This window comes from Flavobacterium potami, from assembly GCF_020026915.1.
Classification (GTDB): Bacteria; Bacteroidota; Bacteroidia; order Flavobacteriales; family Flavobacteriaceae; genus Flavobacterium; species Flavobacterium potami.
Map to the genome: position 1 here is coordinate 1,150,297 of NZ_JAINUY010000001.1, position 19,932 is coordinate 1,170,228.

The window sequence follows — 19,932 nt, forward strand, 5'->3', positions numbered from 1 at the left end:
GCGCAAAGTTTTTAAGACATAGAATGATAACATAATCCAGGTTTCAACCTTGGGAAACGTATTGTGATTTACGTTGTGTTTCAATGGTTGAAACCATTGGCTATGTTTTATAACAATTTTGTCATTTCGACTGAAAGGAGAAATCGCACTCGTATGCAGACAAAGATTGCAAATATCCTTTGAGGAATTTCTATTGTGATTTCTCCTTCGTCGAGATGACAAAAATGAGAATAAATCTGCTTAAATCTTTTTAAATCTGCGTGAAACAAAAAAACTTTGCGTCTTAGAGGCAAAACTATTATTTCTTAACCTTCACAATCAAAGGATTATTAATTTTCTCTGCAAAAGAACTCAAATACTTTTCCCATTCTTGTTTAGTCTGAAATGGACTTCCTTTTTTCCATCCAAAACCAACGTAATAAATCGCTTTTTTGTTCTTAACCGAAATATTTCCGTACTGATTGCTCAAATCTTTTTCGTTCGTAACATGATGATCAAAACTAATTAAATTGCCTTTTGGAACAACCAAACCCGTTCCAATTTCAGAATCGTCAATTGGTTCCCAATAACTCAACCAACCTTCTTTTAGATTCGTTCCGATTGTTCCTTTTTTATCATGAAGAGTTAAACCGGCAGAAATGGTTTTGCTTCCTGTAATATTAATTTCAAAGCGAGAAAGCTGACTTCCATAATCCAAACTGATCAATTTTGATTCGGTTACTTTATTTCCTTTGGCATCCCAATCGGCATAGGTTAAAATAAAACTTGTTCGAATTGGACCTGTTGTAATGGTTTTCCAGCTGATGAAATTCTTTGAGAAATAATATTTTCCATCAACATTTACAGCAATTCCGCCCACACCGCGACTATCGCCAACATGAAAATTATCTAAACCTTCACCTGTATCTTTATGATAAGTTCCGGTTCCGTTTGTAGCTTTTTCGTACCACTTATTAATGATTGGATAATCGACTCTTTTTAGCCACGCATCGATTCCGCTAGTTAAAGTTCCGCCTGCAATTTTATCTTCGACCATTTTTTGCGCTACGGGACCGTAAGTTCTAAAAGCGACTTTATTATTTTCCCAAGCATAATCATCTGTGCGTTCTGGAACAAAACGAGAATAACAATTTAAGACTGTTGATGTTGAAGGATTTTTTCCAACTAAAACTTCAAAATCTTGTTTGGAAGAAGCTTTTATTTTGGGTTGAAATAAAAGCAAATCTGCAGTTCCGTCTCCGTCATGATCTACGGTTTGAGTTTCTAGAAATATATTGCCGTTTTTTATTACGTAATCTTCAAGTTTTGCATTTTCATTTAAACCAAGTGATTTTTTAGTCAATTCGATGGTTTCAAATTCGCGGTCAACAGGAAGATTATTTGAAACGGTAATGATATTATTTTGTGAAATGGCAATGAAATTACCAGCCAAAAGCGTTATAATTAGAAGATGTTTTTTCAAAACGTAAGGTTTAATTTTTTTAGAAATCAGTTCATTAGTTATTTCATAAAAGTACAAATCAAAAAGGAAATGAAAATACAGAAAAGGTGTAATTCTGTACAGAATGCTGAAAATCAGAAAACAAAGTTTAGATTATTGAATCGAATATTTTTTCGTAAATTTCATTTCTTGTGTTTTTTAAAAGAGATATTTATAATTAAATGAAAATCAACAAAATGGTAAAATGTATTATTTTCGATTGTGACGGAGTTTTAGTCGATACAGAAAAAATCGGCAACGGAATATTGTTAGCCATGGCGCAAGAACACGGATTCGAAATGGAACTGGAAAATGCTTATCGCCATTTTAACGGTCGAAATTTAAAAGATTGTTTTCGCCACATTGAAGAAGCGATCGATCAGAAATTGCCTGAAAATTTTGAAACTGAATATCGTGAAAAGAGTTTTGAAGCTTTTAAAACGCAAGTAAAACCAATGAAAGGCGTAGTTGATTTTATAGACAAAATTGAAAAACTACAAATTCCGTACTGTGTTGCATCGAGCGGGCCAGTGGAGAAAATCCGTTTGAATCTTGAAGTTTCTGGTTTGTTAGATAAATTCGAAAACAAAATATTTAGCTCGTATCAAATAGGAAGCTGGAAACCGGAACCAGGAATATTTCTGCATGCAGCAAAAGAAATGGGTTTTGAGGTACAAGATTGTATCGTTTTGGAAGATAGCAAAGCAGGAGTAAAATCTGGAATCAGCGGCGGATTTAAAGTGTACGGTTTTGCTAATGGTTTTAATAATGAAGATTTGGAAAAAGAAGGAGCAGAGCTTTTTGGTTCTTATGAGGAATTAAGTGAAAAACTTGGGGTTTGAAGTTTCAAGTTTGAAGTTTGAAGTTTCAGGTTTCAGGTTTCAAGTTTCAGGTTTCAAGTTTCAAGTTTCAGGTTTTGCTTTAGAGGGCTTCGACTTCGCTCAGCCTGACAATGAAAATCATATTCTTCTGTTAGGCTGAGCGGAGTCGAAGCCCTTTTCGTATTTCAATAATTTTCAAATTGACACATTTTCTAATTATAATGTAATTTGTTACATTAAAATTAATTTTCATATATTTGAGTTTGTACATTCGTTTTTTTAGTGCATTTTTTATGATGAATTTGTAATGGTATGCTAAGAAAACGTATTGATTTTCCTGATGAATATCTTTCCCAAAGAGATGTTTTTTAGGATTGTGATTTCCAAAGATCACAGCGCTAACCTACAATACAAACCGAATGATGAAATTTAAAATTAGAAGTTTACTTCTATCCTTTTTATGTATTTCTCCAATTATCAGTGCCCAAATTAAAAAGATTGGAGTTCCTTTTATAACCAATTACAATCCAAAAGCTTATAAAGCTGCATCCGAAAATTGGGATGTTTTGCAGGATTCAAAAGGCATGATGTTTTTTGCTAATCATTTTGGAATTATGCAATTTGATGGTGTGCGCTGGGGAATTGTTACTCAACCCGAAAACCGAAGTATGGTGCGCTCTATGGTAATAGACAAAAACGATAAAATCTATGTTGGTGCCCAAGGCGATTTCGGATTTGTGATTCAGTTGCCAAATGGACAATATCAATATACTTCTCTAGTAAAACTGCTTCCTAAATCGGCTCGAAATTTTGGAGATGTTTTGCATACCGTTATTCGAAATAACGAAGTCATTTTTTTCTCTTACGAAAGAATTTTTATTTTTAAGAACAATAAAATCAAAGTAATAGATGCTAAAACTACTTTTGATGATTTCTTCCAAGTCGGAAAAGAAATCTATGTTTCTGACAATGAAAAAGGTTTATTAAAGCTAAAAGACGATGTATTAATTCCTGTCGAAAATGGTCAAAAGTTTATAGGAATGCAGGTTAGAAATATTTTTCAAACAAAAAATGGCTTTTTGCTATTCACCCAAAAAAATGGTCTTTTTACTTTCAATGAAAACCAAATAAAGCCTTTTGTTACGGAAGTTGATCCTTTATTAAAACAAAATCAGATTTCGGCAGGAATTGCACTTTCCGATGGTTATTTCGGTATTGGAACCCGTCAATCCGGATTGATAGTTATAGATAGTGTTGGACATTTGGTTCAGCATATTAACAAACAAATGGGACTTGAAAATGAATATGTAACTAATTTTAAGATTGATAAAGAAAAAAATCTGTGGGTGACGATGAAAGGCGGAATTTCTTTGATTCAGATTTCGTCTCCTTTATCAAAAATTATGGACAGTTCTAATTCTGAAACCAAAATTTATTGCAGTCAGATTTATCAGAACAAATTATATATAGGTACAGATAACGGCTTGTTTTGGCTCAATTGGGACGCATATAAAAGTGGAAAAAGAGAAAACGTAACTTTTCAGCACATTTCGGGAATGTCTGAAAATGTTTGGAATGTGGGCGTTTTTGGTAATTCGTTACTGGCTTTTGAAAAAAACGGAATATTCGAAATTAATGGAAATTCCGCGAAAGCGTTAGCCAAAATCGATGGGGCTTGGCAGGGAATTCTAATTCCGAATCATCCTGATTTATTGCTTGTTGGTGGTTATACAGGATTATATCTTTTAAAAAAAATAAATGGTTCTTGGGTTTTTCAACATCGAATAAAAGGTTTTGAAGAAAGCAGCAGAATTATGGAATCGGATAAACAAGGAAACATTTGGATTGCGCACGGTTACAAAGGAATTTATAAATTAAAGTTCAACACAACATTTGATTCGGTTAGTGATATTCAGTTTTATAATGATAAAAATGGTTTTCCGTCGAGTTTGTTTTTGAATACTTTTAAAGTTGATAATCAAATTTTATTTGGAACAACAAAAGGCGTTTACAGACAAGATGTATCTTCAAAAAAAATGATTCCAGATCCTGTTTTCAAGAAATATCTCGGATTAGAAAATCATATTCGTTTATTAAAACCAGATAATCAAGATAATATTTGGTACGTTTCTGGCGAAAACACAGGGAAAATGAACAAGCAGAAAAACGGAAGTTTTAAAGTTGAAGAACTTCCTTTTCGAAAACTTCGCTATTTATATGTTCCTGGTTTCGAGAATATCCAGACCACACAAAGCGGAGATGTTTTCTTTGGAACACAGGAAGGTTTGATTCATTACAGTACGATTAAAAACAAGAAATATCAAGCAAAATACAAAGCAGTTATTTCAGAAGTGAAGTGTATTTTTCCTAAAGATAGTTTGCTCTTTTCCAGCCGTTATGATGTACTTCCGAATAAAACAGGCTCTATAAATGATAAATTTTCTACTGTTTTATCACATTCAAACAATGCACTTCATTTTTCATTTGCCTCTCTTTGTTTTGATGATGCCGATGCCACAAAATACGAATATTGGCTGGAAGGTTTTGAACCAACTTGGTCCGATTATAGTCTTCAAACCGAGAAAGAGTACACCAATTTGCCTGAAAACGAATACGTTTTTCATGTAAGAGCAAAAAATATGTACGATGTGGTGAGCGAAGAGGCCGTGTTTCGATTTGAAGTTTTACCGCCTTGGTATCGCACGATTTGGGCTTATCTGCTTTATTTAGTGCTTTTTGGAGTTTTAATTTATATCATTATTAAATACCAAAAAAGAGTTGCAGAACGAGATCGAGAACAGTTGATTCTCAATCAGGAGAAAGAATTGCTTCGAAATCAAGCGGAATTAAACGAACAGAAATTGGCATTAGAACAAGAAAATATGGCCATTGTACGTGAAAATCTTCAAACAACAATTAATTTGAAGAATGCTAAAGTGGCATCAAATACCGTCAATCTTATTCATTTAAATGAAATTTTGCTTTCCATAAAAGAGTTGATCAGTCAGATTGATAAGAAAAATGATCCAAATGTAAACTTTAGTCTTCTGACGAAAATCAATAAATTAATCGATCACGAATTGCAGGGAGACAAGCATTGGAACGAATTTGAAGAAATTTTCAATCAATTGCATGATAATTTTATGCAACGATTAAAATCAACTTATCCAGAATTGACTCCGCGTGATATGCGATTGTGCGCTTATCTGAGAATGAATTTCAATACGAAAGAAATTGCCCCGCTTTTAGGAATATCTGTTCGAGGTGTCGAAGATACCCGTTATCGTATTCGTAAGAAATTGCAGTTGCCATCTGATACGAACATAACCGAATTTATTCTTAATTTCTAATTTTAATCATAAAATAAAAACAAAAGTAGTTTTTAAGCTTCCAGAGAGGCATAGCCTATAAAATTTTGATAGTACCGTAGTCAAACCGTACTCCAAAATGTAAGTCTTGCCTGATTTTTTAGTTAATATTGCCTTGTTATTGTCGGAAAATACAAGCTGTTTTTGAAAAGCAGCTTGTTTGAAGCAATAATCTTTACTAACTAAAAACCTATTTAAAAATGAAGCAAAATGACTTTTTTTTCGGCCGACCACCGAAAAGCAATTCTTATTTATTAAAACAATTTTGTGTAGCAGTTTTATTCTTACTGTTGCCATTTCTTAAAACTCAGGCGCAATGTAATACATTGGTTTGGTCTGATGAGTTTAATGGTACCACAGTAGATTTAACCAAATGGCAAAGCATTTCAGGAAACGGTTGTCCGTCGCTTTGCGGATTCGGAAATGCCGAGGCACAACGTTACGATCCGAATCAGGCGACAATTGTAAAAGAGGGAACAAACAGTTACTTGAATATTGAGGCGAAATATGCGCCAAATGCACAGTTTCCGGATCAACCTTATGCCTCTTCAAAACTGACTACAGAAGGAAAATATTCTTTAAAATACGGAAGAATTGAAGCTCGTATGAAACTTTCCAACGCACAAGGTGCATGGCCAGCTTTTTGGATGCTGCCCGTTAACGGAAACTGGCCTTTTACGGGAGAAATCGATATTATGGAGGCCAAACACAGAAACCCGAAATCGGTAGACGGAACCATTCATTATGATGGAGGCGGGTATCAGTTTACGGGAAGAAGTTTTAGCTCGCAGATTGACTTATCATCTGGTTTTCATGTTTATGCTGTAGAATGGGGACCAAATATCATCAAATGGTTTGTAGATGATGTTTTGTTTCACACTGCAACACCAAACACAACTGTAAACGGCGGATGGCCTTTTAATGACAGCAATTTTTATATTATTTTGAATCTGGCAGTTGGAAGCTACGGAACACCTTACACAAGAGTTAACGGTAATGGAGTTGAGCCAATTCCTGCCGATTTCCCTGCAAAACTACAAGTCGATTATGTTCGTGTTTACGATGGAAGTTTTAAATATGCGGTAACAGGCGATAACAAAGTATACCAAAATGAAACTAGTAAAGCCTATTCTGTGAATGCAATTGCAGGAGCAACCTACAACTGGACTGTTCCAGCGGGAGCAACAATTGCATCAGGGCAGGGAACAAATTCGATTACCGTAAATTGGGGAACTTCTGGAGGAGATGTTTCTGTAGCTGCAACAGTTTCAGGCTGTAATGTCAACAACTACAAACTGGCGGTTACGACCGAACCAGCATTGCCAGTTGAAAAAATACATGACGATTTTCAGAGTAATCGAAATGTATTGTACCCAGTAAAAACGGGAGTTTTGACAGAAGCTGTTGCGAATCCTTCTGCAACTGGAATAAACACTTCTGCTTTGGTTGGAAGATATGTTAGAAATTCAAGCGAATTGTATGATGTTTTAAATATCAGAAATGTAACAATCACCAATGCCAATGATTATGTTTATGGAAGAAAAAGACTTTCGTTTGATATTTATACTTCGGCACCAGTTGGAACAAAAATTTCCATGCAATTGGAAAACAGTAATGTTACGACAGCGACTAATTATCCATCGGGAAGACATAGTGGTTTTAGAGCAACAACTACAGTCCAGAACAAATGGGAAACAATCGAATTTGAATTTGAAAAAATAATAGACCCTAATACCAGCGCATTGACGATCAACAATGTGGTACTTCTTTTTGAATCGAATTCGAATTCAGGAGCGACTTATTATTTTGATAATCTGCTGACAAAAGCAGCGCCAGAAAAACCAATTATCGCCACAGATGTTCTTCAGAATTATGATGGTGTCAATAAAATTATAAAAGGAACTACAACTGGAACTTATTCTGTTGTGGCAAATCCTGGAACAAATTCGGTTAACGCTTCTGCGAATGTGGCGCGATATGTTAGAAACTCATCTGAACAATACGATGTACTTTTCTTCAACACGCAAAGCACGATTGAAGATGCTGGTTTATTGAAAAATCAGACGAATAAAATCATGATTGATGTGTATACTTCTGCGCCAATTGGAACAGTGGTAAGCATGAATTTAGAAAACAGTGCAACATCGCTTCCAGCCAATTATCCTACCGGAAGAAATAGTAATTATGTAGCGATTACAACCAAACAAAATCAATGGGAAACGCTGACTTTTTATTACAATTCAAGTCCAGATCCAGGAACTTCTAACTTGGCAGTAAATCAAATGGTTTTATTGTTTAATTCAGGTTCTTACACAGCTGACACGTATTATTTTGATAATATCAGAATTGGTTCTACGAAACTTCCAGATGCTTTTACGCCTGGTGTAATTTATGAAGATTATCAAACCATTCACAATATTACGTTTAGAGATGCGATTGGAACTTACACGCCAAACACAGCAAATCCAAATGCAAGCGGAATCAATACTTCTTCAAACGTGGGAAGATATGTTCGTAAATCAACAGAGCTGTACGATAATTTTGCATTCAATACCACATTAACCAACATTGGAGATTTCAAAGGAGGAGTTAAAAAGTTCGCAATGGATGTTTATACTTCTGCGCCAGTCGGCTCCGTTATTTCTTGGCAGGCAGAAAGCAGTGCTTCGGTTCCGTCCAATTATCCTGTTGGAAGACATAGTATTTATCAAGGAGTTGTAAAACAATCAAATGCTTGGCATACCGTTACTTTTACATATGTAAGTTCGCCAGATGCTTCAACTTTAGACAGCGAAGTAAACCGTTTTGTTTTCTTGTTTGAACCTGGAACAAATTCTGGAAATACCTATTATTTTGATAATCTGAGAGCTTTAAATTTAGTTTCTACAGAAACAGGAACTTTACCAGCCCCTTGGATAAGTACAGATTTAGGTGCGGTAACGCCTGCGGGAGAAGCTGCACATGCTAACGGAACATTTACAATTAAAGGTTCTGGAAATGATATTTGGGAATCGAGTGATCAGTTTCAATATGTTTATCAACCGATTACTGGCGACGCTGAAATTATTGCTAGAGTAACCTCTTTAACCAATACGAATACCTACGCAAAAGCAGGAGTAATGTTCCGCGAAACGCTTACACCAACTTCAAAACATGCAATGACTACGATAACAGCTGCTGCGGGTGTCGAATTTTTGTCTAGAGATGCAGTTGCTGTACCAACTATTCAACAGGGAGCGGCAGGAACTTTTCCAAAATGGCTTCGCACGGTACGATCAGGAAATACATTTACGTCTTACACATCAGACAATGGAACAACGTGGACTCAAATCGGAACGGCACGAACAATAGCTATGGCAAGTACTATCTATGTGGGAATGGCCGTAACCTCTCATAACAATGGAACTTTAGCAACTGGAGTTTTCAGCGATGTAACCGTTAGAAATATCACTCCAAATCCGAATGTGAATTTAGCTTTGGCCAAAACTGCAACAGCTTCTACAGAAGAAAATCCTACGCTTTCTGCCAATAAAGCGACAGATGGAGACAGCACAACAACAAGATGGGCAAGTTCTTTTGCGAATGCATCAGAATGGATTTATGTTGATTTAGGAAGTAATTATAGCATTAACAGAGTCGTTTTAAAGTGGGAAGCAGCTTATGCAACGCAATATAAAGTACAGCTTTCGACTGATAATGTTTTCACAGAAAACGAAACGATAAGCAATCAAACTGCTGGAGACGGAGGAACAGATGATTTAACAGTAAGCGGAACAGGAAGATACCTTCGAATTTTATGCAATGCAAAAGCTTTACCTCCTTACGGATATTCATTGTATGAAATCGAAGCTTACGGTTCGGCAGCTTCTTTAAGCGCTAGAATGGCTTCAAATGTTGAAGAAGAACCTCAAGAAGAAGTAATTTTTGCAGTCTATCCAAATCCGACTACGAATTATGTTCAGGTTTCATCTCCTGAAAACTTAGATAATAAAGTCATTACAATTTATGACAATACCGGAACTTTGGTTTTACAAAATAGACCTCAAGGAAATGAAAGCGTAATTGACGTTAGTAGACTTCGAAGAGGAATCTATATTCTGAACTTTAAATCAGATCAAAAAAGCTGGACTAAAAAGCTGATCAAGAAATAATTTTTAAATCTGTTGGGTGCAATTCAAGGAGGGCATACCGGTTGCACCTGGCGGATTTATTTAGTCATTGAATTGAAAATGACTTTGGTTTAAATCTATTTACGTAACCCCAAAATTATTTAGATATGAATACAATTCGACTTCAAAAATTTTCTTTTTTGACGACACTCTTTTTGGTGTTTTCAAGCCTGACATTTGCTCAGGGACCTGTACCTTTTACAATCAGTAATAATTCGACGTTTAATGATAACGAATTATATGTTGCCATTGTAGGTATCGATTATACAACGGGAAACCACGTTTGGGTAAATGCCAAAACGAGTCAGGTTTTGCCAATGAATGCTTCTTACAACACCGTTACAGGACCAACTTACGGCGGAAACACAGGACCGGGACAAAATTCTAAATACGCGGCATGTTTTACCAAGTTGAGTGAAATTCCGAACAAAACTTTTACGCTTCCTTTAATTGCGGGTTGCAGGGTTTTTATTTCAAAAGGTTCACAATTATACTTTTACTTTTTTGGGGCGAATGGAGCTCCTTCTGGATATGCATCGCCAAATCCGCAGAATGCGACAGATCCAAATCAGGGCATTTTGTATGAAATGATTGAATTGACGAATAATCAGCATGGTTTCTTCGGAAATCCAACAAGAGTCGATTCATACAAATATCCAATGGGATTGGAGTTGTTTGGCGCAAATGGTTACCAAAAGAAAGTGGGTGATTTGAAAAAACACGCTGATATTGTGGCCGCTTTCAAAGCGAATGTTCCGGCAGAATTTCAAGGTTGTGTAAACGATGCAACAGGAGAAATTACAGCACCTTCTAAAACTCCAGCTTATGCTGAAGGATCAGGACCATATGCAAATTATTTAAAATCATACATCGATGCAATTTGGAACAAATACAAAAATGAAGATTTAATCTTTTACGCAGGAGATGCAGGAGTTTTTAAAGGAAGAGTTATTGGAGAACAACTAGAAATGGTTGGACAATCTGGTGCTTTTGTGGGAAGAACAGGACGTGTGCAAAACCGACCTTCAACTCAGGAGGCCTTGGAAGGAAAAGGTGTTTTGGACAGAAGATTGGTGGATGGAGATTTAGATCTTGTAATTCAATCACAATTAACGGCTGCGATTAACCGTCATGTTGTCAATACGACAACAGCTAATCCGGGTCAGCAAAATTGGTACGATGCATCGAAATATTATCAAGTAAATCCAACGAATCATTATTCTAAATTCTGGCATTTACCAGGAATCAATATTGATAATTTGGCTTACGGATTTGCTTATGATGATGTTGCCGATCAGTCGCCATCGCTTCATTCGCCACAACCGACAAAAGTTATTGCTGTTTTTGGAGGTTATTATGGACTTACGACGCCTTCAGTTCCGGCGACAACAGACGTAATCACAGTGTACAAAGATTGCAACTACACAGGATTCTCTGGCGGATTGACAATTGGAGATTATAATCTGGCTCGCTTAAATTCTTTAGGTGTTTTAAATGATGATATTTCTTCGCTAAAAATTACGCAAGGTTATCAGGCGATTTTGTATCAGGACGATAATTTTACAGGAGCTTCAACCGTAATTAATTCTGATAATGCTTGTTTGAATACCACTTGGAATGATAAAGTAAGTTCAATCAGAGTTATTGCAAACGGAAATACTACTTTAGGAAACCAAACATTTTTCCTTCAAAACAGAAATAGCGGTTTGTATATGGATGTTTGGAGTTCTAGCATGTCAAACGGAGCAGGAATCAATCAAGGCGCTTTGAATTCTGGAAATAACCAAAAATTTACGTTTACACACTTAGGAGACGGAATGTATAAAATCATTGCCAACCATAGCGGAATGTCAATGGATATCAACAACTTCAATAAAGCCAATGGCGCGAGAGTAGAGCAATATCCATACAATGCTACAACGAATCAGCAGTTTATTTTGGTTTCTACAGGTGATGGTTATTATAAAATTGTTGCCCGTCACAGCGGAAGAATTGTCGAAGTGGCAGGAGCAAGCACAGCTTCTGGAGCAATTGTACAGCAATGGGATAACAACAACCAAACTTGCGGACAATGGAAATTAGTTCCAGCTACAAGTTCTCAAACTTCAGTTTTAATTCAGGCAGAAGATTATTCAGCAATGAGTGGAATTCAAGTGGAAGCGACAACAGATACCGGTGGAGGTTCAAACGTTGGTTATACAGAAACTGGCGATTGGTTGGCGTACAACAATATCAATTTCCCGACAACGGGTTCTTACTTAATTGAATACCGTGTAGCAAGTGCTGTTAATGGCGGAAAATTGTCTTCAGATTTAAATGGCGGAACAATTCTCTTAGGAAACGTTGATATTCCAAACACAGGAGGCTGGCAAAACTGGCAGACTGTTTCGCAGACTGTAAATGTAAATGCAGGAACATATAATTTCGGAATCTATATTCAAAATACTGGAATGAATATCAATTGGATCAAAATTACAAAGACAGCAGGAACGGCTAGAATGGCTTCCGTGGAAACGGTAGAAGAAGAACCACTTGCAACTGAATTGAATGTTTACCCAAGTCCGGCAGAAAATACGCTTTTTGTGACAACTTCTGTAAGCGGAGAAAAAGTAAGCATTATAGATCAGACAGGAACACTGGTTTCTGAGCAGAAAATCAACAATAACAGTATCGATGTTTCACGTCTTAGAACTGGAATCTATTTTGTTGTTTTCCATAAAGATGGTGCAAAAACAGTGAAACGTTTTATTAAAAAATAATTTCAAAAGAAGTAAAAGCCTTGAACAATTTTTGAGGAAATGTTCAAGGTTACTTTTTAGCAATAATTAACCCCTACTATTAACTATTGAAAATTGAATATTATGAAAAATAATTACAAAAGAATGCCGCTAAAATGGAGCATCATTTTAGTATTAGGAGTTTTCAATTTGAGTATTGCCCAAAAAAAGGTAATTGCCTATATCCCCAATTGGATTGATTTAAACGCTTTTTCAAGTACCATTCAGTACAATAAATTAACGCACATTAATATTGCTTTCGAAAATCCTGATGCAAATGGATATTTGAGTTTTAATTCAGGAAGTAATACAATCATAAATGCAGCACATGCACAAAATGTCAAAGTTTTTGTTTCTCTCGGAGGAGGTTCTGTTTCTGAAGGAGGAGCAATTCGTGACAATTATTTTAATCTGATAACACCAGCAAATAGAACGGCTTTCATTCAGAAAATATACGATTATGTTGTCGCTCACAATTTTGATGGTGTAGATGTCGATTTAGAAGGACCAGCGATTAATGGCGATTATGGAGGATTTGTAATTGCTTTGGCAAATAAAATGCATGCCAATGGAAAATTGATTTCAGCAGCGCTTTCAGAAGGATATGGTGGTGCAAATGTACCTTCATCTACTTTTGCCGCTTACGACTGGATTAATATCATGGCTTATGATGCAACAGGTCCGTGGGCACCTGGAAATCCTGGGCAGCATTCTCCTTACAGCATGGCGGTAAATCAGTTTAATTATTGGACAGGAAGAGGATTACCTGCAAGCAAAGCCGTAATTGGAGTTCCTTTTTATGGATATGGTTTTGGCGCTTCTGCTAATCAAGGAATTTCTTATGCGAATATCGTAGCGCAATATCCAGGTGCTGAAAATGTAGATCAAGTTGGAAACACAATTTATTACAACGGAATTCCGACAATCAAACAAAAAACAACTTTTGCGATTCAAAATGCAGCGGGAGTTATGATTTGGGAATTGTCTCAGGATGCAACAGGTTCAAAATCTTTGCTTAATGCCATTAATCAAGTTATTACGGGAAGCAATCCGCCAGCAACGGGAACTTTAATTCAAGCAGAAAATTACAATGCTATGAGCGGTGTCCAAACCGAAGCAACAACAGATACAGGCGGTGGGCTAAATGTTGGTTATTGCGATACAGGCGATTGGATGGCATATTATAATATTAATTTCCCAATTTCTGGTTCGTACCAAATTGAATATCGTGTTGCAAGTGCCGTTACAGGCGGAAGATTATCATCTGATTTAAACGCAGGAACGATTCAGCTTGGCGCTGTAAATGTACCCAATACTGGAGGATGGCAAAATTGGCAGACGATCACTCAAACCGTAAATGTAAATGCAGGAACGTATAACTTCGGAATCTATGTTCAAAATACAGGTTTTAATATCAACTGGTTTAGAATTACAAAATCGGGTTCAACGGCAAAATCTGCTGCGCCAGCTACAGAACAGTCTATTGCGAGTTTAGAAATTTATCCAAATCCAACAGAAAGTGAAATCTTTTTCAGTACGGAAGTTTCGGGTGGAAATGTAAATATTATTAATACTGAAGGCGGAGCAACTGTTTCCTCTCAAACCGTAAACAACAATAGTGTAGATGTTTCGACTTTAAAAACGGGTACTTATTTAATTGCTGTTGAGAAAAATGGAATCAAAACGGTAAGACGTTTTATTAAGAAATAATTATTTAACCGCAAAGACGCTAAGTTTTACGCAAGGTTCGCAAAGTTTATTTTATACTTTGCGAACTTTGCGATTGTCTTTGCGTGCTTTGCGGTTAATCATCTAACAAATAGTTTCGTAACCCTTTTAGACCCCAAATCATATGAAAAACAATTACAGATTTAGTTTAAGTCTGCTCGTATTTTTAATTTTTGGAAGTTTTGCTTTTGCACAGACTTCATTAGGTTCGAGCAAGTCTTTTATGAATACTTTAAAGAAGGAATTGACAACTTCAACAACTTCAAAAAGTGCTGAAAAAACAATTTTACTTCAGGCAGAAAATTCAAATTTTAATGGAAAAATAAATTACAAAGAATCAAATGCCACAAGCGAATTTTTAATTGGTGAAATTAAAAATATCGAACAATCTTCTTTTTACATTAAAGTGAAAGAAAAGTCTTTGGAAGGTCATATTTTACTAAAGAAAACAAGAGAAGCTTACAAATACTTTTCTGATGCTCAAGGAAATGCTTTTGTAGAAAAAGTAGATATTAATACTCTTGTTTGTATCGATTATAAAAACCTGCCAACAAAAGACAATACCACTTCTAAAACAACTGCAGCAGCTGCAGTTGCCCCAGCTTTACTCGATTTACAAAGTTTACCAGGTGCAGCGGGCTGTATAATGCTCGATTTTGACGGTTATTATATGCCAGCTGGAAATCTTTGGAACAACGGAAATGCGATTAATGCGGCACCTTCTGGAATGAATGATGCAGCAGTATTACAGCATTGGGAAGTAGTTTCAGAAGATTATCGTCCTTTTAATGTAAATATCACGACAAACGAGGCAGTTTTTAATTCGTACCCAAAAAACAGAAGAATGCGTGTCGTTATTACACCAACTAATACAGCGGCTCCGGGCGCAGGCGGTGTAGCTTATATCGGTTCTTTTAATTGGGATAATGATGTTCCTTGTTGGGTATTTCTAACTTCTGGAAAATCTGGTGGAGATGCTTCTTCACACGAAATTGGACATACTTTTGATCTCGGACACGACGGACGCACAAGTCCAGCCGAAGATTATTTTCTTGGTTTAGACGGAACTTCATGGGCTCCAATTATGGGTGCAGGTTATTATAGACCTGTCGTGCAGTGGAGCAAAGGCGAATACAATAATGCCAACAACAAACAAGATGATGTAGCGATTATTGCAAGCGCTAAATTCGGAGTTGGATACCGTGGTGATGATTACGGAAACAACACAGCTTCTGCAGCAACTTTAGATTACAATTCAAGCGGACAAATCAATCAGAAAAACGGAATTATTTCTAGCGAAGCTGATTATGATTTCTTCACTTTTACAACAGGCGGAGGAAACGTTTCGATTAATGCGAATACAGTTTCAAGAGATGGAAATCTTCATTTATTAATTAGATTATTTAATTCGTCTGGTGCAGAAATGGGAACATATTGGAATTCTGATCCGTTTGCTTTGAATGCTTCTATGAATGTAAATCTTCCTGCTGGAAAATACTTTATCGGAGTTGATGGAAATGGAGCCGGAAATGTCGGTAGTGGAGGTTATTCGGCGTATGGTTCTATTGGAAGTTATTCGATTACAGGAACAATTCCGCCGGGAGGAAATGTTAGTCCGTCAACAGATGTGATTACCGTTTACAAAGATTGTAACTATACAAGTTTCTCAGGCGGATTAACAATTGGTGATTATAATCTGGCTCGTTTAAATTCTTTAGGCGTTTTAAATGATGATATTTCTTCGCTAAGAATTACGCAAGGTTATCAGGCCATTTTATACATGGATGATAACTTTACAGGAGCTTCAACGGTAATTAATTCTGATAATTCTTGTTTGAATACCACTTGGAATGATAAAGTAAGTTCGATTCGAGTTATTGCAAACGGAACGACAACTTTAGGAAACCAAACTTTTTTCCTTCAAAACAGAAACAGTGGTTTGTATATGGATGTTTGGAATGCAAGCATGTCCAATGGAGCGGGAATCAATCAAGGTGGACTAACTTCAGGAAATAACCAAAAATTTACTTTTACTCATTTAGGCGACGGAATGTATAAGATTATTGCCAATCACAGTGGACAGTCAATGGATGTGAATGGTTTTAATAAAGCAAATGGTACGCGCGTAGAGCAATATCCTTATAACGGAACAACGAATCAGCAATTTATTTTAGTTTCAACTGGCGATGGTTATTATAAAATTGTTGCCCGTCACAGCGGAAGAATTGTTGAGGTAGCTGGAGCAAGCACAGCTTCTGGCGCTATTGTACAGCAATGGGACAACAACAATCAGACTTGCGGACAATGGAAACTGATTGCTACTACAACTTCGCAAACATCAACTTTAATTCAGGCTGAAGATTACTCGGCAATGAGTGGTATTCAAGTTGAAGCGACGACAGATACAGGTGGAGGTTCGAACGTAGGTTATACTGAAACTGGCGACTGGCTGGCTTACAACAATATCAATTTTCCAACAACTGGTTCGTATCTAATTGAATATCGTGTAGCAAGCGGTGTTACAGGCGGAAGATTATCATCTGATTTAAATGGAGGAACTATCATTTTAGGAAATGTCGATATTCCGAATACAGGAGGATGGCAGAATTGGCAAACAGTTACCCAAACGGTAAACGTTAACGCAGGAACGTATAATTTCGGAATCTACATTCAAAATACTGGAATGAACATCAACTGGATTAGAATTACAAAAGTAGGAGCAGGAGCACCAGTTTCTACTGCAATTCTTGAAGAAGAAACAGAAAGAGATGTGGCATTAAATATTTACCCAAATCCTGTTTCAGAAACGTTGTTTTTTACTACTGATGTTTCAGATGGTAATTTGAAAATTGTAGATTCTCAAACGGGTTCAATTGTTTCATCACAAAAAATAAATGAAAATAGCCTTAATGTTTCAAACTTGAGACAAGGGATTTATTTTATTGTTTTGGAGAAAAATGGTAAACAAACCATTAGACGTTTTATTAAAAAATAACCCATTTGCCATAATGGTTTTAGATACATTAAATTTTAGGTTTTTAATGTAATAAGAAGGCTGTCTATTTTAGACGGCCTTTTTTTTTAACGGTAATTTCGATAGTTACCAATAACTAAAAGTTACGCAGAGTTCACGGAGGATACGCAGAGTTTGCAGAGGTTTTTAAATCTAAGATTATGCTCAAAGAGCAAAGTTCACAAAGCTTTATAAATCTAGCTTTGTGAACTTTTTTATTTTATAAAACTCAACTAAAAAAACTTTGAGAACTCTGCGTATCCTCCGTGAACTCTGCGTAACTTTTAACCTGCTTTTCTGTTTTAAAAAAAAACATTATCATTTCCATAACACTATCATAAACTCATTTCAGCTTTTAATCTATAAAATTGCTGTCGATTAAAAGCTCCAAAACTTCTAATAAGTGTCCCCAATTTATTAAAGTCAAAAACCTATGAATTTAAAATTTACTTCACTTTTTATAGTGTCCTTTTTTGTTGTTTGTACCAGTTCCGTTTCTGCGCAGAAAAACAAAGATCTAAACGGAACACAAATCGCCTTTTTGTCCGATGTGCATTTACAGGATTTATTTGGCGGATTTTCAGATTCAGATTACAAAGGCGTTCTCAATCCGAAAACAAATCAATATGCTTTGGTGCGAACTATGTCATCGCAATTGCATTCTACCCGAATTTTCAATGAAAACTATTTTGCTTTTTTAGCCGCTTTAGAAGATATCGCCAAGCGAAAAATAAAGTATGTCGCATTGCCAGGAGATTACACAGATGATGGTCAGCCGATTCATGTTCGCGGTTTAGCCAAAATTTTTGAACAATATTCAAAAAAATACGGAATAGAATTTTTTATTACCACTGGAAATCACGACCCTGTTGGACCTTTTGCGCAGGAATCCGGAAAGGAAGATTTTTTAGGAAAAGATGGTAAAAGTCAGCCCATTTATAGCAAAGACGGTATGTATAAGCCCAATTTAAACATCGAACAGCCTGTTGTCCTAACAGCCGATATTGCTAAAATGGGTTATTTAGGAATTACGGATAATCTGAAAGATTTTGGTTTTCATCCAAACCAAAAAAATAAATTTTGGGCAACACCTTTTTCGAATTATTCCAGTGAAAACTATTCGTTTGATAAAGCGCTAGAAAGTGCAAAATTGTCTAATCGTGTTTATGAAGTGGCGCCAGGTTATGAAGTGCCGGATGTTAGTTATGTCGTAGAACCAATCGATGGACTTTGGTTAATGGCAATTGACGGAAACGTTTATATTCCGAAGAAAACCGATAGCGATCCAAAAGATTCTAAAAGCTATTCGGAAGCCAGCACGGGATATAACAATGTACTTTCAAACAAAAAACATTTGATTAAATGGGTAGCAGATATTTCAGCGCAAGCCCAAAAGCAAGGTAAAACTTTAGTAGCCTTTAGTCATTTTCCGATGATTGATTTTAATGATGACGCTTCCGCGGAAATAAAAGAATTACTTGGTCCAAACAAATGGCAGTTAAATCGAGTTCCTGTTGAAGAAGTGGCGCAGGTTTTTGCTGATGCCGGATTAAAAATTCATTTTGGAGGTCATATGCATATTAATGATACAGGAGTTAGAACTTCTCCAAAAGGAAATACTTTGGTGAATGTTCAAACGCCGTCGCTTGCTGCGTATATTCCAGCTTATAAATTATTGACTTTAAAGAAAGATAATGTAGTCGATATTCAAACCATTACAATTGACAATGTTCCAAGATACGATGAACTTTTCGATTTGTATAAAATGGAATATCAGTTTTTAGAAAGTCAAAACGCAAAAGATATTTGGAATATCGATATTTTAAAAACCAAAAATTACCATGATTTTACCGATTTTCATTTGAAAGAATTGGTTCGTCTTCGTTTTCTAAAAGACGATTGGCCTTCAAATTTCAAAGATTTTATTTTGAATATTTCTGCGAAGGATTTATTGGTTTTAGCAAACATAAAATCGGATAAAGATTTTGATTTTATATTGAAGAATAAAGAGCAGTTTCAGAAAGAATGGAAAGAAGCGGAAATCAAATCGGAACAGATTTTAGCTAAAAACAAACTCAAAAACAAAGATTTCAACTGGATAGGAAATGATCTTTTAATTGATTTTTATCGTTTCAGAAGTGCAGACGAATTGGCTCTTGCTGATGTTGGTGTTGAAAGAGCAAAGCAATATAAAGTTATATCTGATTTGTTTTTAGAAGGTTCTAAAGCTGATCTTTCAAACAATACTGCGCTTCAAAAACAAATGAAGCTATTCTTGATTATCTTCAATAAATTCATGCATGAAGTTCCTGCCGACCATTTTTCTGTTGATTTGAAAAGTGGTGCTGTTAAGAGTTTGAAGTGATTCAGTAACCGCAATTTTTTTTAACCGCAAAGGGCGCTAAGAATTACGCAGAGATCACAAAGTTTTTACGCAGAGATCACAGAGAAATTAATTTGAGATTGTGCTCAAAAGCAAAGTTCGCAAAGCTAAAAGATAAAGCTTTGCGAACTTTTTATTTTATAAAATAGCTTAAAAAACCTTAGCGAACTCTGCGAAAAATCTTTGCGAACTC

General features: G+C 35.9%; 8 protein-coding genes. 7 read left to right on the top strand and 1 reads right to left on the bottom strand.

Annotated elements, in window-relative coordinates; translation table 11 throughout:
- Positions 1-298 precede the first annotated feature (298 nt).
- Complete coding sequence (locus K6T82_RS04850; RefSeq protein WP_223704793.1) at positions 299-1,462, bottom strand: DUF4861 family protein; 1,164 nt, start codon at positions 1,460-1,462, stop codon at positions 299-301.
- Between the two features lie 200 nt (positions 1,463-1,662).
- On the opposite strand from K6T82_RS04850, the gene K6T82_RS04855 reads away from it, so the two are divergent.
- The 7 genes from K6T82_RS04855 (at position 1,663) to K6T82_RS04885 (ending at position 19,721) form a co-directional block, all read left to right on the top strand.
- Positions 1,663-2,322, top strand: a complete 660-nt coding sequence (locus K6T82_RS04855) for an HAD family hydrolase (RefSeq protein WP_223704794.1) — start codon at positions 1,663-1,665, stop codon at positions 2,320-2,322.
- 398 nt (positions 2,323-2,720) lie between these two features.
- Positions 2,721-5,651: a triple tyrosine motif-containing protein gene (locus K6T82_RS04860; protein WP_223704795.1), complete on the top strand. Its 2,931-nt coding sequence runs from the start codon at positions 2,721-2,723 to the stop codon at positions 5,649-5,651.
- Between the two features lie 218 nt (positions 5,652-5,869).
- The gene (locus K6T82_RS04865) at positions 5,870-9,820 is read left to right on the top strand and encodes a family 16 glycosylhydrolase (RefSeq protein ID WP_223704796.1); all 3,951 of its coding nucleotides are present in this window, start codon (positions 5,870-5,872) and stop codon (positions 9,818-9,820) included.
- A 125-nt stretch (positions 9,821-9,945) separates the two neighbouring features.
- A complete protein-coding gene (locus K6T82_RS04870) occupies positions 9,946-12,597 on the top strand; it encodes a beta-1,3-glucanase family protein (protein ID WP_223704797.1) in 2,652 nt (883 codons plus the stop codon).
- Between the two features lie 102 nt (positions 12,598-12,699).
- Positions 12,700-14,325: a glycosyl hydrolase family 18 protein gene (locus K6T82_RS04875; RefSeq protein ID WP_223704798.1), complete on the top strand. Its 1,626-nt coding sequence runs from the start codon at positions 12,700-12,702 to the stop codon at positions 14,323-14,325.
- A gap of 142 nt (positions 14,326-14,467) precedes the next feature.
- Complete coding sequence (locus K6T82_RS04880) at positions 14,468-17,338, top strand: carbohydrate-binding protein (RefSeq protein ID WP_223704799.1); 2,871 nt, start codon at positions 14,468-14,470, stop codon at positions 17,336-17,338.
- A 451-nt stretch (positions 17,339-17,789) separates the two neighbouring features.
- Positions 17,790-19,721, top strand: a complete 1,932-nt coding sequence (locus K6T82_RS04885; RefSeq protein WP_223704800.1) for a metallophosphoesterase family protein — start codon at positions 17,790-17,792, stop codon at positions 19,719-19,721.
- The last annotated feature ends 211 nt before the right edge of the window (positions 19,722-19,932 follow it).